The sequence below is a fragment of the Candidatus Krumholzibacteriia bacterium genome (assembly GCA_035268685.1).
In the GTDB taxonomy this organism is placed as follows: Bacteria; Krumholzibacteriota; Krumholzibacteriia; order JAJRXK01; family JAJRXK01; genus JAJRXK01.
This window is the reverse complement of record DATFKK010000078.1, coordinates 15,182-29,313: the sequence shown is the minus strand read 5'-3', so window position 1 is coordinate 29,313 and position 14,132 is coordinate 15,182. Positions and strand designations below refer to the sequence as shown.

Below are 14,132 nucleotides of genomic sequence, written 5' to 3'. Positions count from 1 at the left end.
CGAGGTCAGGGCCACAACCAGAGCAGCAGCGCCCCACCCACCAGGGACGCCGCGAAGCCGACGTTCACCCGACGCCCGATCGGTAGACCACCGAGTGCCGCGACGACCACGCCCTTGAACACGTTGTTCGCCAGGGCGCCGATCACCATCATGCGCCAACCGGTGTCGATGCCGATGCGTTCCTCGGTGATCATCTTCGCCGTCGACAGCGTGATCGCGTCCATGTCGGTCAGGCCCGACAAGGCCGCCACCACGTAGAGTCCCCGGTCGCCGAAGCGACTCTCGGTGGCCGCGACGGCGATGAGGACCACGGCGTACAGCCCTCCGAAGACCATGGCCGACCGCAGCTCCGAAGGGTCCTTCGGCTCGGGGGTCTCGGGCTCGCTGAACCGGGCGTGGAGCCAGGCCACCCCGGCGATGGTCGCCATGATTCCCGTCATGACCGCGAACTGCGGGAGCACCCGCGGGAGGATCTCCGGGGCCACCACCGCGACCTCGATCGACACGCGCACGAACACCACCGTCGACGCGACGAGCACCACGAAGGCGCCGATCGGAGCCGACGACTCCGACTCCCGCGCCCGGCGCGCGTAGCTGACGCTCGTGGCCGTGCTCGAGATCAATCCCCCCAGCAGACCTCCCAGGACCGACCCCTTGCGCGGACCGATGAACTTCGACGCGAGGTAGCTCACCACGCTGATCCCGACGATGAGGACGACCATCATCCAGATCTCGAAGGGATTGATGGTGTCGAAGGGGCCGTAGGTGCGGTCGGGCAGCACGGGCAGGATCACCAGGGCGATCAGCACCCACCGGATGATGGCGGTCAGATCGGTGCGCCCCACGCGCTCGACGAAGTGGTGCAGAGGACGCTTCCAGTGCAGGAGCACCGCCACGGCACCGCCGGCGGCCAGTCCGAGTTCCGTGCGCCCGGCCGCGAGGACGGCTCCCACCGCGAAGATCAGCACGGCGGCGATCTCGGTGGTCAGGCCGGGTGGATCATCCACCGTACCGTCGTGCGAAGCACTACCAAAGCCGTGGTGCTCACGCACCAGGTGACTGATCGCGAGCAGAGCACCCAACACGAGCAGTCCGGCGGCGATCAGCAGGTCGCCCCAGTCCTCCGCGAGCAGACCGCACAGACAGCCGAAGACGGCGATCAGCGGGAAGGTGCGGATGCCGATGCTGTGGCCACCGACCCACTCCCGCTGCAGACCGACCAACAGGCCAAGGCCGAGCGAGAGCGCGAGAGGCTGTAGGGCGTCCGAAGTCATCGAGCCTCCTCCTGAGGCCCGACGGGTCGACACCGACTCCGCCGGTCCGCACTTCAGAGTGCAGGATCCTCGACGCAGTCGCAAATCCGCAGACGACACCAGCACCCACGCCTGCGTCGGTGGCACGACCGGTGGACGTGCCACCGCCCGGGATCTATGGTCGAGCAACATCGACCCTTTCGTCCGTTTCCGGAGGACCCCCATGTGGTACCGCATCCTCGCTCTCCTCGCTCTCCTGCCGATCGCCGGCCCGTCGGCCGCTCTCGCCCAGGGCGACGGTCCGAGCCGCGCCGACCTCCTCGAGAAGCTCGAAGCCCTCGAGAAACACCTCGAGGACCAGGACTTCGCGATCGATCGCCTGCAGAAGAAGATCGACGACGTCCTGTGGTTCGAGCGCGTGGGTGACGTCGCCGAGATCGACAAGGTCTACATTCCCACCGTGCCGAATCCTCGGGGCGAGGAGACCTACGGGATCGAGAACGAGCGGCATCCGATCAAGACCTGGTGCTACGTCTTCACGCCGCGTGACCGTACGGGCGACCTGCCGCTTCTCGTCTTCCCCCATGGCGGCGTCCACGGCGACTTCAACACCTACTACACGCACATCGTGCGCGAGCTGATGGCCGAGGGATACGTCGTGATCGCGCCGGAGTACCGCGGCTCGACCGGCTACGGGCGGTCGACCTACGAGGCGATCGACTACGGCGGACTCGAGATCGAGGACGTCGTCGCCGCGCGCGACTGGGCAGTGGAGGCCGTCGACGGAGTCGACCCGGAGCACGTGGGCATCCTGGGGTGGAGCCACGGCGGCCTGATCGCGCTCCTGAGCGTGTTCGACCACCCCGACAAGTTCGACGTGGCGTACGCGGGCGTTCCCGTGAGCGACCTGGTCGCGCGTATGGGCTACCAGACCCAGGGGTACCGGGATCTCTACTCCGTCGACTACCACATCGGCGAGACCGCCTACGAGAACGTCGAGGAGTATCGCGAGCGCTCCCCGGCCTGGAACGCACACAAGCTGCAGACACCGCTGCTGATCCACACCACGACCAACGATCGCGACGTGCACGTGCTCGAGGTCGAACATCTGATCAATGCCCTGAAGGCACACGACAAGGACTTCGAGTACGAGATCTACGAGGACTTCCCGGGCGGCCATTCCATGAACCGCGTCGACAGCATCCGCGCGCGTGAGTCCCGGCGCGAGGTCTACGACTTCCTCGGCCGCTACCTGAAGCCCACCGAGTAGCCCACGCCGGACCTCCGGGATCTCCCCATGGGCGCCGCCGCTCTCCCCACGACATGGTGCGGGCGGAGCGGCGGCCGGCTCCGAAGAGTACTTCCTCGCCGGACGCAGCCTGCGCTGGCCGATCATCGGCCTGTCGTTCTACGTCTCGAACATGAGCGGCAGCACCTTCGTCGGGCTGCCGGGCAGCGGGTACCACGACGGCATCGCCGTGTTCCACTACGAGTGGCTCCCGGCGCTGATCCTGATCTTCTTCATCTGGTTCCTGCTGCCTCTGTACCTGAAGGCGCGGGTTTACACCGCTCCCGAGTTCCTCGAACGGCGTTTCGACCGCCGGGCACGCCTGGCCTTCTCGGGATTCCTGCTGTTGGCCAACGTGTTCGTCGACGCCGCCGCAGCTCTGTACGCCGGAGCCGCCGTCGCTCAGGTGCTGATCCCGGGGTTTCCGCTGTGGGGAACCGTCACCATCACGGCCGTGCTGGCCACGGCCTACATCTTCTTCGGTGGTCTCGGCGCGGTCGTGATCAACGACACGGTGCAGGCGGCGCTGATCCTGATCGGCGGATCGGTGATCGCCGTGCTCACGTGGTTGCGAGTGCCGTCGTGGGACGCGGTGAGGGAGGCGGCGCCCGAACGAGCGCTGCACCTGATCCAACCGGCGTCCGATCCGGTTCTGCCGTGGCCCGGAGTGTTCACGGGGATCCTGCTGATCGGGATCTATTTCTGGTGCACGAATCAGTTCGTGATCCAACGGGCGCTCGGTGCACGAGACCTCGACCAGGGGCGCTGGGGTGCCCTCTTCGCCGGCGTACTGAAGCTACCGAACCTGTTCATCCTGATCCTGCCCGGCGTCATGGCCACCAGCCTGTACCCGGACCTCGAACGGCCCGACTTCGTCTTCCCGGCGCTCGCCTTCGACGTGCTCCCCATCGGAGTTCGGGGGCTGATCCTGGCCGCACTCGCCGCCGCGATCCTCTCGAGCCTCGAGGCCATCCTGAACTCGGCCTCGACCCTGTTCACGGTGGACTTCGTGAAGACTCTGCGTCCGCGGACACGCGACCGCACGCTCGTGTGGATCGGACGATGGGCGACCGTCGTGCTCATGACCGTCGCGGTGCTCTGGACTCCGGTGATCCTGAGCTTCCCCACCCTGTGGCAGTATCTGCAGTCCATCCTGGCCTACGTGACCCCGCCCATCGTCGCCGTCTTCCTGGCCGGGATCTTCTGGCCGCGCGCGAACGCTTTCGGGGCCGTGGCCACCATCGTCGTCGGCGTGCCCCTCGGCGCGATCGCCTGGTCGGCGGTCGAGATCCTCGGGCTCGTGTCGTTGCAGTTCCTCTATGCGTCGGGCCTCGTGTTCGTCCTCAGTCTGGGCGTTCTCGCCGCGAGCGCCCTCTGGGCAGAAGCTCCCGACCCCGAGAAGGTCGCCGCGCACACCTGGCGCCCCCGGTCGTGGCACGAGGAGACCGAGCGCCTCCGCGGGGAACCATGGTACCGCAACCACCGTGTGCTCTCGGGTGGCTTGGCGGCGCTGGCGCTGGCACTGGTCGCGTGGTGGTGGTGAGCCCCGGTTGGGGCGGTCCCCCACCGACGACCGGTGGGTCATCGCAGGCCGACGTCGTCCCGGGGACCGATGGGATCGACTGCGCGACCCCGCCATCCTGCGAAGGTGTCCACGCCAGGAAGGAACGCCATGAACGACACCGCTTTCGCCGAGAGCCGCCGCCGGATGGTCGCCCAGCAGATCGAGCCCCGGGGCGTGACCGACCGCGCCCTCTGCGAAGCCATGCGGACCGTTCCCCGTGAGCGCTTCGTGGGCGAGGAGATGGCCGAGTTCGCGTTCGAAGACGCCCCGTTGCCCATCGAGGAGGGACAGACGATCTCGCAGCCCTTCATCGTGGCGTTGATGATCGACGCACTCGAACTCGAAGGAGACGAACGCGTCCTGGAAGTCGGGGCGGGATCCGGGTACGCGGCAGCGGTGCTGAGCCGTGTGGCCCGCGAGGTCTACGCGGTGGAGATGCACCAGAGCCTCGCCGATTCCGCCGCCAAGCGCCTGCGTGAGATCGGCTACGACAACGTGCACGTCCTCTGCGCCGACGGCACGCAGGGATGGGCCGAACACGCGCCCTACGATGCCATCATGGTGTCGGCCGGAGGGCCGGAGATTCCGAACAGCCTCCTCCGACAGCTCGCCGTCGGGGGTCGTCTGGTGGTTCCCGTCGGCCGGGATCTCCGCTCCCAGGAGCTCCTGCTCGTACGACGCACCGGCCAGGAGGACTACGAACGTGAATCCCTGGGCGCCGTCCAGTTCGTGCCGCTGGTCGGAACCGAGGGGTGGGCCGCCGACGGCACCCCGGCAGTGTCGCCGCACCGCCCGGAACCCACCGTCGTGGCTCCTCCGGAGCGCACGGCTCTGGCGACACTGATCGCCGAGGAGGCCGAACCACTCGACAGCATCGACGATACCACCGTCGACGCGCTCGTCGAACGCGTGGGCGACGCCCGCGTGGTCCTGATCGGCGAGGCCAGTCACGGCACCAGCGAGTTCTACCGCATGCGCGCCCGCATCACCCAGGAACTGATTCGCGCCGGAAAGTGCGACATGGTCGCGCTCGAGGCCGACTGGCCCGACACCCGCGCGCTCGACGGTCACGTTCGTGGCCGCAGCCCCAACCGCCTGCGTGTCCCGCCCTTCTCGAGATTCCCTTCCTGGATGTGGCGTAACTCCGAGACCCGGGACTTCGTCGACTGGCTCGTGGATCTCAACCGCGAACGCCCCCACGACCGGAAGGTCTCACTGCACGGGCTGGATCTCTACAGTCTGAACAACTCGATCGGTGCCGTTCTAGCATACCTGGAACGCGTCGATCCGACGGCAGCGGAGGCGGCCCGTGTCCGCTACTCGTGCTTCTCGCCGTGGGAGATGGACCCGGCCACCTACGGGCGCGCCGCCGTCGTCGGACGGATGGAACCATGCGAGAGCGACGCGATCTCCACCCTGCGGGAGCTCCTGCAACAACGCGTCGAATACCTCGAGCTCGACGGCGACGAGTTCTTCGACGCCGAACGCAACGCCACTCTGGTCCGCGACGCAGAACGCTACTACCGGACCATGTACTACGGCAGCCGGGAGTCGTGGAATCTCCGTGATCAGCACATGTTCGACACCCTCCTGGCGGCCCTCGACCACATCGGGCCCGATTCCCGAGCCGTCGTCTGGGCACACAACTCCCACGTGGGCGACGCGCGGGCCACCGAGATGAGCGCACGCGGCGAGCTGAACATCGGCCAGCTCTGCCGTGAACACTTCGGGGAGCGGGCCTACGCGATCGGCTTCGGCACCCATCACGGCCAGGTGGCGGCTGCACAGAACTGGGACGCCCCGATGGAGATCATGGACGTGCGCCCCTCGCACGAGGACAGCTACGAGCGCCTGTGCCACGAGTCCTCGGTCGAAGCCTTCCTCCTGCACCTGCGGAACCCCCGACGTCCGGAGCTGCGCGAGCATCTGCGGCACCCCCGGCTCCAGCGTGCAATCGGTGTGATCTACCGGCCCGAGTCGGAGCTGCTCAGCCACTACTTCCAGGCTTCCCTGCCGTCGCAGTTCGACGAATACGTGTGGTTCGACGAGACCTCGGCGGTGCGGAGTCTGGAAACCGGCGACCTGGAAGGAGTCCCCGAGACCTATCCGTTCGGGCTGTGAGGGGGCGATCCGGTGGATCCGCTGCCTAGAACAGCGTGTAGATGAACGGAGCCGACACCTGGCCCACCGCCACCAGTCCCACCACGAGCCCGAGGACGAGGACCAGGGGCACGATCCACCACACCTTGTGGTGGCGTGCGAAGTGGACGAACTCCTTGACCAGGACCCACCCGTATCCGACTCGGCTCATGGTCGCGTCCTCTCGGTGTGCTCAGTCGAGCTGGAAGGTCTCCTGCCAGCGTTCGGTGTCCTCGAAGCCGGGTTGCGCGGACTTGTCCAGGACGAAGGATCCCAGGACGAGCCGATCCATCTGCGTGCGCATGAAGCAGCGGTAGGCGTCCTCGGGAGTGCACACGATCGGCTCGCCGCGCACGTTGAAACTGGTGTTGATCACGATGCCCTCGCCGGTCCGCTCTTCGAAGGCCTTCAGGATCCGGTGATAGCCGGGATTCGTGGAGGCACGAACCGTCTGGACCCTCGCGGAGTGATCGACGTGCGTGATCGCCGGCAGGTCGCTGCGCGGTCGGTTCACCCGGTCGATCATGTCCAGTTCGTGTTCGTCGCCGGTCAGGGGCAGGCGGCGGCTCGGCTGCACCGGTGCGACCAGCAGCATGTAGGGCGACGGCCGGTCCAGCTCGAAGTAGTCCTCGACCCGCTCCTCGAGACAGCTCGGCGCGAAAGGACGAAAGCTCTCACGGTGCTTGATCTTGAGGTTCATCACGCTCTGCATCTTCGCCGATCGCGCGTCACCGAGGATCGACCGGTTCCCCAGGGCCCGCGGCCCGAACTCCATCCGGCCCTGGAGCAGGCCCACGACCTGGCCGTCGGCGATGGAGTCGGCCACGGTGGCCGCCCACGCGTGGGGATCGTCGAAACGACGGGCCGGATACCCACGGTGCTCGAGAAAGGCAGCGATCTCGTCGTCGTCGAATTCGGGGCCGAGACAGGCGCCCTGCATCGCGTCGGGCCGCCGGACCCGCCGATCGACCCCGAGCGCGTGGTGCGAGTAGGCCAGGGCCGCACCCAGCGCCCCACCCGCGTCGCCGGCTGCTGGCTGGATCCACAGATCGTCGAACAGGCCGGAACGCAACAGCTCACCGTTGGCCACGCAATTCAGGGCGACCCCACCGGCAAGACAAAGGTGACGTTCGCCCGTCGTCTCGCGGGCATGCCGCGCGATCCGCAGCACGATGTCCTCGGTCACCGCCTGGACCGACGCCGCGAGGTCCATCTCGCGCTGGGTGATCGGCGACTCGGGCCGGCGCGGCGGACCGCCGAACAACGCATCGAAGCGTCGGCCCGTCATGGTCAGCCCCCCGAGGTAGTCGAAGTACCGCATGTCGAGCCGGAAGCTGCCGTCGTCCCTCAGGTCGATCAGGTGCTTCCGGATGACGTCGGCGAACACGGGTTTTCCGTAGGGCGCCAGTCCCATGAGTTTGTACTCGCCCGAGTTCACCTTGAATCCGCAGAAGTAGGTGAACGCCGAGTACAGGAGTCCCAGGGAGTGGGGGAACCGGATCTCCTCGATCAGCCGCAACCGATTGCCCTCACCGACTCCCAGCGTGGCCGTACTCCACTCTCCGACACCGTCGAGGGTGAGCACGGCGGCACGCTCGAAGGGAGAAGGGAAGAAGGCACTGGCCCCGTGGCTCTCGTGATGCTCGCCGAAGACCACCGGCGGCTTCTGCGTGAAGCCCAGCGCGGCGAAATGGTCGTGGATCCGGGGCGTCACCCAGAGCTTGCTGCGCAGCCACAGGGGAACCGCCTGCGTGAAGCTCCTCAGTCCCCGCGGGGCGACCCCGAGGTGGGTCTCGAGAATGCGGTGGAATTTCAGCACGGGCTTGTCGTAGAAGACCACCGCGTCGAGATCGCCGTCTTCGATGCCGCCCTCGGCCAGGCAGTAGAGCGCTGCGTTCGCGGGGAAGTCGGCGTCGTGCTTGCGGCGGGAGAAACGCTCCTCCTGCGCGGCGGCCACGATGTCGCCGTCGACCACCAGCGCGGCCGCGGCGTCGTGGTACCAGCAACTGATCCCCAGAACACGCATGACTCAGGACTGCCGCCGGTAGAAGTCGTCGTCGCGCACCGCGTCGTTGCGACGCGACCAGTAGGTCGTGGACCCGGCCGGAGTCCGACGCGCGAGTACGTCCCGGCCCTGGAGACGGAACAGGAGTGCGAGAGGCGTGATGACGAGGTAGAAGACCAGAGGCAGCATCACGAACCCGATCGCACGACCGAGCCACAGTCCCAGGCGCTCGCCGGAGCGATGAATGGCGCCGTACCCACGCCGGGGTGAGATCAGCGCGACGGCCAGGGTGACGGTCCCCACCAGCCCCACCAGGATCGCCAGCGCCAGGTGCGCGAAGAGGAGGAAGAGCGCAGCGACCGCCAATCCGACGAGTCCGCGCACGAGACCGGTCCGTCGCAGGGACGTGTCGTCCACCACGGCGGGATCGTCACGGCGCCAGGACCAGATCACACGGGCCGCCTCGGGGCGGCCACGCCGCGCGCTTCGTTCAGGTTCCATGTCACGAGGGGACGGAGGGGAAAGCTCGTCCGGGATCGTCGAGCCTAGCGGGCACGCGAGTCGTCGAGCAAGTGCGCTTCCATGACGTCGGCGGTCCGGGGACGTCGACCTCACGAATTCCGAGTCCTGATTCTGTGACGCCCGGACGCACACGTCTTGGTCGAGGGGCGCCGGAAATCTAGACTCGTGGCCGGTCCGTTCTCTTCTCGGAGCCACACCATGCAGGAATTCACCGCGCCCACCCTGTCGTGGCGCCGGAAACTCGGATTCTCGCTCGTACTGGTCGTCCTCGTCCTGGGCACGCTGGAACTCGGCCTGCGCCTGACCGGCGTCCAGCCCGTCGAGGAGAGCGACGATCCCTTCGTCGGGTTCGCCGGGAGCGCTCCGCTCTTCGAAGCGGCCACCGACGACGCGGGCAACCCCGTTCTCGTCACCGCACCGTCCAAGCGCGGCTACTTCAACGCCCAGAGCTTCCCGGCGACGAAGGCGCCGAACACCACGCGAGTCTTCTGCCTGGGTGGATCGACGACCTACGGTCGCCCCTACGACGACGCGACGTCCTTCGCGGGTTGGATGCGTCACCTGTTGACCGAGGCCGACCCCGACCGCGCGTTCGAGATCGTCAACGCCGGCGGGATCAGCTACGCGAGCTATCGCGTGGCCCGTCTGACCGACGAGCTCCTCCGCTACGAACCCGACCTGCTCGTCGTCTACACCGGCCACAACGAGTTCCTGGAGGAACGCACCTACGCCGACGTGCGCGATCGCTCGCCACTGTTCCGGGTGGCGCTCGACGCCGTGAACAGCACGCGGATCGGGGCCCTGGCCCGCCAGGTGCTCGGTTCAGACAGGGGGGCCGTCGATGGCCGTACGGTCCTGCCGGCCGAGGTCCAGGCACGTCTCGACCACTCCGCGGGCCTGGATCTCTACGAACGCGACGATGAACTCGATGCCGGCGTGACCCGACACTACGAACGGGCCCTGCGCAGCATCGTGGCGAAGGCGCGTGCGGCCTCCGTCGACGTCGTCCTGGTGACCCCCGCCAGCAACATGGCCGGCTTCTCTCCGTTCAAGAGCCAGCCCAGCCCCGGTCTCGACGCGCCCCGGCAGGAGGAGGTCGAGACTGCCCTGACGACTGCCCGGGAGGCTCTCGAGACGGGCAACACGGACTCCGCAGTCGACGCGGCGGCCCGGGCCGTCGCCCTCGATCCCCGCAGTGCCGACGCCCACTGGGTGCACGGGCAGGCCCTACGCGCCGCCGGCCGGGCAGAAGAGGCCGAGGCCGCCTACCGGACGGCCCGCGACGAGGACGTGTGCACCTTGCGTGCCCCGAGCCGCTTCGTCGAGATCGTGCGTGCGGTCGCCGACGACACCGGTACTCCCGCGGTCGACTACGTCCGCTTGCTGCGCGACGAAGCCGTCCGTCGCGACGAAACCCCCTTGGTCGGCGATCAGTTCTTCCTCGACCACGTCCATCCGACGATCGAGGGCCATCGGCTGCTGGCCACGCGCCTCGTCGAGACCTTCGCCGAGCAGGGATGGATCGAACCGTCCACGGGCTACGGCCCCGAGACGGTGGCCCGCATCGCCGAGCGCGTGGAATCGTCGGTGAGCGAGGAGACACACGCCAGGGCACTGGCGAACCTGGCCCTGACCCTCTCATGGGCCGGCAAGGCCGAGGACTCGCGCCGTCTGGCCGACCGCGCCCTGGAGTCCGGTGTGGAGGACGGCACCATCCTGCTCATGGCCGCACGCCATGCCACCCTCGAGGGCGATCATGACGCCGCCCGCGGCTACTACCAGCGAGCCGTCGCGGCCGCACCCAACGATCCGGTCACGCGATCGCAGATGGGCTTCTTCCTCGCGGGCATCGGCCAGCACGAGGCGGCCGTGGCCCAGTTCTACCTGGCCAGCCTGCTGTGGAACGACAACGAGACCTACCACCAGCAACTGGGATTCGCGCTCGAACGCATCGGCCGCCACGACCTGGCCCTGGCCGCCTTCGAGCGCGCGCGGGCGCTCGCTCCGCAGGACCCGAAGCTACAGCGCAAGGTGGCCACGCTGTCCGAACGGATCCCGCCGAACGCGCGCTTCACGGACCTGGAACCGCAGGTGACCCGTCACCCGTCGGGCTACCCCGAATCGCTGATGACCACACGTGTCGTGGCGAACGGGCCGCGCGTACCCGACGGCTTCCGCGTCGAGTGGTACGAGACGGGTGAACTCCGCAGCTTCACGCAGCTTCGCGCGGGACACGGCAAGGGTGCGAGCGTACGGTGGGATCGTCAGGGCCTGGAGATCGAACGGAGTCCCGCAGCAGGCGCGGACTAGACGCAATCTTGCCGGGATCGGGATAGGGGCGCCGGGTTCCCCCGGCACCCCCCACACCACCCGGCATGCGGTTCCACGCCGGGCGGTTCGGTCACTCGAGATCACGAGGCGAGGCTGGGCAGACCCAGACCTCGCAGCTTCTGGAAGATCGTTCGTCCTCGCTTCCACTGCTCGGGTTGGGAAGCCCGCAGCCGGTGACGGACCCATTCGTCCAGCAACCGAAGGACCCGCGGCGCTGACGCGGATGCCGATGCGCCGCCCGGGACCAAAGCCGTGGCTGTGCTCGGAGAAGGTGGGATCGAGTCGGGAGAGGACTTCCACCTCCAGGACAGTGCCCATGCCGGGCGTACAACACGAACGGGGCGAGCTTCCGGCCCGCCCCGTCGTGAGGGATCTCCGTCGACGAGCTCCGGCCCTACAGCTTCAACACCACCGCCGCGGCCGGCTCCATGATCCGGAACGTGAACGATTCCGTCAGGAACAACCGGACGTTGCCGTTCGTGTGGGCCTCGTAGCCCACCGCGATGTCCTGGCCCAGGGTCAGTTCGAAGTCGCCACCGCGCTGGCTGACCAGCAGGCCACCACGCACCACCGGGCTGTAGAGGATCTCACCCTCGAAGATCCCGGCGATCTGCCGCCGCAGTGGATACCCGCAGGACTGCGAATCCAGCCACCGCGAGGCCTCGGGACCGAGCACCAGCGTGTACGGACCGGCGATGGCCTGATCCTTCAGCGTGAGCACGGCGCTGCCGACCGCCCCCGCGAAGGCGTCGATCTGCAGATCGAGCTTGATCGGGTCGTGATCGTCGAGGTTCGTCAGACCCTCGATTCCGCCCGCCTCGAAACCGTTGAAAACGGCACCGTCCTCGAAGCTGGCGAGATCCCGGGCGGCCTGCTCGGCCGGACCCAGGTCCACGTCCTTGGCGCCGCGGGCGAGGTTGTCGAGTTCCCACAGACCGAGCTCGAAGACGGCGCGGGCCTCGACCAGCGGCTGGACGCGATGCACGCCGAAGCCCACCGGACCGTCATTGCTCTTCTTCGGAACTTCCAGCCGACCCAGGCCGACCGCGGCCTTGTCGAGGCCGTGCGGGCCGTCCAGGTCGACCACGCGACGACCGGTCAGGCAGGGGGTGAGCACGTCGCGAACGGCGTCCTCGATTTCTTCCCAGGCCGCGGACGCGAGCGGCGCCACGTGACGTCGGAGCAGACTCATGTCAACGACCTCCTTCGGGCTTGCCGATGCCGAGCCCGGTGCCGTCGTCGCCACCGGAGGATTCCCCGGTGCCGCCGTGGTGATCTTCGCCCTCGATCTCGGTGATCGGGGCCTCGGTGAAGAGATAGGTCCGCAGGTTCTCGTTCCAAGCCGGGACCTTGCGCCGCAGCCACTCCAGGGTCATGCAGGCGTGTTCCATCTCCTCGTCGCGGTTGTGGGCGAGGATGTCACGCAGTCCGGGATCGGTGCTCAGCACCACCCGCTGGTGGTACCAGTCGACCGCTTCGATCTCCTCCTTCAGACTGACGAGCGCGCGATGGATGTCGCGAGCGTCCTCGGGAAGAGCTTCCCACGGCTCGTGGTAGTCGCTCATCGGTTCCTCCGTTCCGTCGGGTGCAAGTCGTCGTGCATGATTCGGCTCAACGTCCCTCGTCCGGATCGACGATGTTCTCCGAACGCCGTGTACGAATGGGGTCGCCCTGGTAGCCCAGCGCCTGCCAGTCGAGGCTCTCGCCGCGGGCGTGACAGTCGCGACACTGCAGGGCGAGATCGCCGGGGACGATCATGTGGTTCAGGCGCCAGTACATCTTCGTGTCGGCGAAGCCGTGGTCCCCGCTGAAGGGCTGGTCGACGCTCGCCATGCCGAGCTCTGCCGCCTTCGCCCAGTCGAAGTCCTCCCAGTAGCCGCCGGCGCCGTAGAGCTTCGGTACCACGAGAACGTTCCGTTGGCGATCGTAGATCTGGCGGCCCGTGTGCACCTTGAACGGATGGATCTTCGAGTCGGAATCGTCCACCGACCCCTTCGGGTACGCGAGCACCAGTGGTTCGGACGGGTCGAAGGTCTCGCCCACGCTGTAGACACCGGCCGTGCCGTCGTACCAGGCGTAGGTGGGCTCGACGTTCTTGTCCCAGACGAATCGGCCTTTCTTCTTCGAGTAGGTGGGCAGCCCGTATTCGTCGGTCTCTTCGGGAAGATCCTGCCCCGCCTCGGACCAGTCCCAGTGGACCTTGGTCGGGCGACCCTTGGCGAAGGCCGGGATGTGGCAGGTCTGGCAGGCCACGCGCTGGTGCTGGTTCAACAGCCGCCCCTCGTGAGGCTCCGAGCCGTGGCAGTCCAGGCAACTGATCGCGTTGCCGTGGTCCGGCGACACCGCCATCGCATTCCCGCTGATCTGGTGGTCGTCGGTCATGTGGCAGTCCTGGCAGTTGAAGGCAAGACCGTCCTCCGACATGTGCACGTCGAACTCGTACGAGGCATCGAGCAGCGAGCTGTCGAGGTCGCCGTGCTTCACGTGATCGCCACCCCCACCATAAAAGTGGCAGTTGCCGCAGGATTCCTTCGTCGGTGGCCCACCGACGCTCTGTGCGGCGACGGTGAGATCGACGTCATCGGCCGGCGCACCGGCACCCGCCGGATCCTTGCGGTAGGTCCCGCTGCGATCGTGGCACACGAGGCAATCGACTGCGTTCGGGTCGTCGAAGTCGAACGAAGCGTCCTTCCAGCCGTAGCCCGCGTGACAGCTCGTGCAACGCGCCCAGTTGCTGCTCACTGCGATACAGAAGTTGTTGAACGCGTTGATCTTGCCATGGACTTCGCCCTCTTCGCCATCCCGGGGCCGCCCCCAGTTCCAGTGGGTGGTCTCCATGACCTCCTCGGCGTCGTCGTGGCAGAAGAGACAGGTCTCCGTGACCTCCGGGCCCGATTCGAAGGGCCCTTCGATGTATTCCGAGTGATCTTCGGCCAGGACCGGAGCGGCCAGGAACGCGAGGATCACGATCGCCGACACCATGCCGGCGCGGGGGATGAGCATGTCGAGCCTCCTGAGCGGAATCGGACG

General features: G+C 67.5%; 11 protein-coding genes and 1 pseudogene. 4 read left to right on the top strand and 8 right to left on the bottom strand.

Annotated elements, in window-relative coordinates; genetic code table 11:
* Nucleotides 1-5: 5 nt before the first annotated feature.
* Entirely contained in the window at nucleotides 6-1,274 is a 1,269-nt protein-coding gene (locus VKA86_07690) for an MgtC/SapB family protein (protein ID HKK71084.1), read from the bottom strand.
* Nucleotides 1,275-1,476: 202 nt separating this feature from the next.
* Here VKA86_07690 and VKA86_07685 point away from each other — a divergent pair, with 202 nt between their 5' ends.
* The 3 genes from VKA86_07685 (at nucleotide 1,477) to VKA86_07675 (ending at nucleotide 6,226) form a co-directional block, all read left to right on the top strand.
* Nucleotides 1,477-2,523 (top strand): alpha/beta fold hydrolase, encoded by a 1,047-nt coding sequence (locus tag VKA86_07685; GenBank protein HKK71083.1) that lies wholly within the window; start codon nucleotides 1,477-1,479, stop codon nucleotides 2,521-2,523.
* 19 nt (nucleotides 2,524-2,542) lie between these two features.
* Nucleotides 2,543-4,084, top strand: coding sequence for a sodium/solute symporter (locus VKA86_07680; protein ID HKK71082.1), 1,542 nt, complete (start codon nucleotides 2,543-2,545; stop codon nucleotides 4,082-4,084).
* Between the two features lie 129 nt (nucleotides 4,085-4,213).
* Entirely contained in the window at nucleotides 4,214-6,226 is a 2,013-nt protein-coding gene (locus VKA86_07675) for a protein-L-isoaspartate(D-aspartate) O-methyltransferase (protein HKK71081.1), read from the top strand.
* A gap of 25 nt (nucleotides 6,227-6,251) precedes the next feature.
* On the opposite strand, the gene VKA86_07670 is transcribed toward VKA86_07675, so the two are convergent.
* From VKA86_07670 to VKA86_07660, 3 genes are read right to left on the bottom strand one after another with little or no spacing between them, the layout of a single operon-like run.
* Nucleotides 6,252-6,416 carry a DUF5989 family protein gene (locus VKA86_07670; protein ID HKK71080.1) on the bottom strand — a complete coding sequence of 55 codons (165 nt, stop codon included), beginning with the start codon at nucleotides 6,414-6,416 and terminating at the stop codon, nucleotides 6,252-6,254.
* Between the two features lie 21 nt (nucleotides 6,417-6,437).
* The gene (locus VKA86_07665) at nucleotides 6,438-8,270 is read right to left on the bottom strand and encodes a carbamoyltransferase (protein ID HKK71079.1); all 1,833 of its coding nucleotides are present in this window, start codon (nucleotides 8,268-8,270) and stop codon (nucleotides 6,438-6,440) included.
* 3 nt (nucleotides 8,271-8,273) lie between these two features.
* Nucleotides 8,274-8,702 (bottom strand): hypothetical protein, encoded by a 429-nt coding sequence (locus VKA86_07660; protein HKK71078.1) that lies wholly within the window; start codon nucleotides 8,700-8,702, stop codon nucleotides 8,274-8,276.
* Nucleotides 8,703-8,969: 267 nt separating this feature from the next.
* Here VKA86_07660 and VKA86_07655 point away from each other — a divergent pair, with 267 nt between their 5' ends.
* Nucleotides 8,970-11,081: a tetratricopeptide repeat protein gene (locus VKA86_07655; GenBank protein HKK71077.1), complete on the top strand. Its 2,112-nt coding sequence runs from the start codon at nucleotides 8,970-8,972 to the stop codon at nucleotides 11,079-11,081.
* 122 nt (nucleotides 11,082-11,203) lie between these two features.
* Here VKA86_07655 and VKA86_07650 read toward each other — a convergent pair.
* From VKA86_07650 to VKA86_07635, 4 genes and pseudogenes are all read right to left on the bottom strand, one after another.
* A pseudogene (locus VKA86_07650) lies at nucleotides 11,204-11,314 on the bottom strand (maturase).
* A 182-nt stretch (nucleotides 11,315-11,496) separates the two neighbouring features.
* Nucleotides 11,497-12,294, bottom strand: coding sequence for a family 1 encapsulin nanocompartment shell protein (locus VKA86_07645; protein ID HKK71076.1), 798 nt, complete (start codon nucleotides 12,292-12,294; stop codon nucleotides 11,497-11,499).
* Nucleotide 12,295: 1 nt separating this feature from the next.
* Complete coding sequence (locus VKA86_07640) at nucleotides 12,296-12,667, bottom strand: ferritin-like domain-containing protein (GenBank protein HKK71075.1); 372 nt, start codon at nucleotides 12,665-12,667, stop codon at nucleotides 12,296-12,298.
* Between the two features lie 46 nt (nucleotides 12,668-12,713).
* Entirely contained in the window at nucleotides 12,714-14,105 is a 1,392-nt protein-coding gene (locus tag VKA86_07635) for a tetrathionate reductase family octaheme c-type cytochrome (protein HKK71074.1), read from the bottom strand.
* Nucleotides 14,106-14,132 lie beyond the last annotated feature (27 nt).

Coding starts and splice junctions, on each gene's coding strand:
- VKA86_07690 (HKK71084.1), bottom strand. CDS start 1,274: ATGACTTCGGACGCCCTACAGCCTCTCGCGCTCTCGCTCGGCCTTGGC.
- VKA86_07685 (HKK71083.1), top strand. CDS start 1,477: ATGTGGTACCGCATCCTCGCTCTCCTCGCTCTCCTGCCGATCGCCGGC.
- VKA86_07675 (HKK71081.1), top strand. CDS start 4,214: ATGAACGACACCGCTTTCGCCGAGAGCCGCCGCCGGATGGTCGCCCAG.
- VKA86_07670 (HKK71080.1), bottom strand. CDS start 6,416: ATGAGCCGAGTCGGATACGGGTGGGTCCTGGTCAAGGAGTTCGTCCAC.
- VKA86_07665 (HKK71079.1), bottom strand. CDS start 8,270: ATGCGTGTTCTGGGGATCAGTTGCTGGTACCACGACGCCGCGGCCGCG.
- VKA86_07655 (HKK71077.1), top strand. CDS start 8,970: ATGCAGGAATTCACCGCGCCCACCCTGTCGTGGCGCCGGAAACTCGGA.
- VKA86_07645 (HKK71076.1), bottom strand. CDS start 12,294: ATGAGTCTGCTCCGACGTCACGTGGCGCCGCTCGCGTCCGCGGCCTGG.
- VKA86_07640 (HKK71075.1), bottom strand. CDS start 12,667: ATGAGCGACTACCACGAGCCGTGGGAAGCTCTTCCCGAGGACGCTCGC.
- VKA86_07635 (HKK71074.1), bottom strand. CDS start 14,105: ATGCTCATCCCCCGCGCCGGCATGGTGTCGGCGATCGTGATCCTCGCG.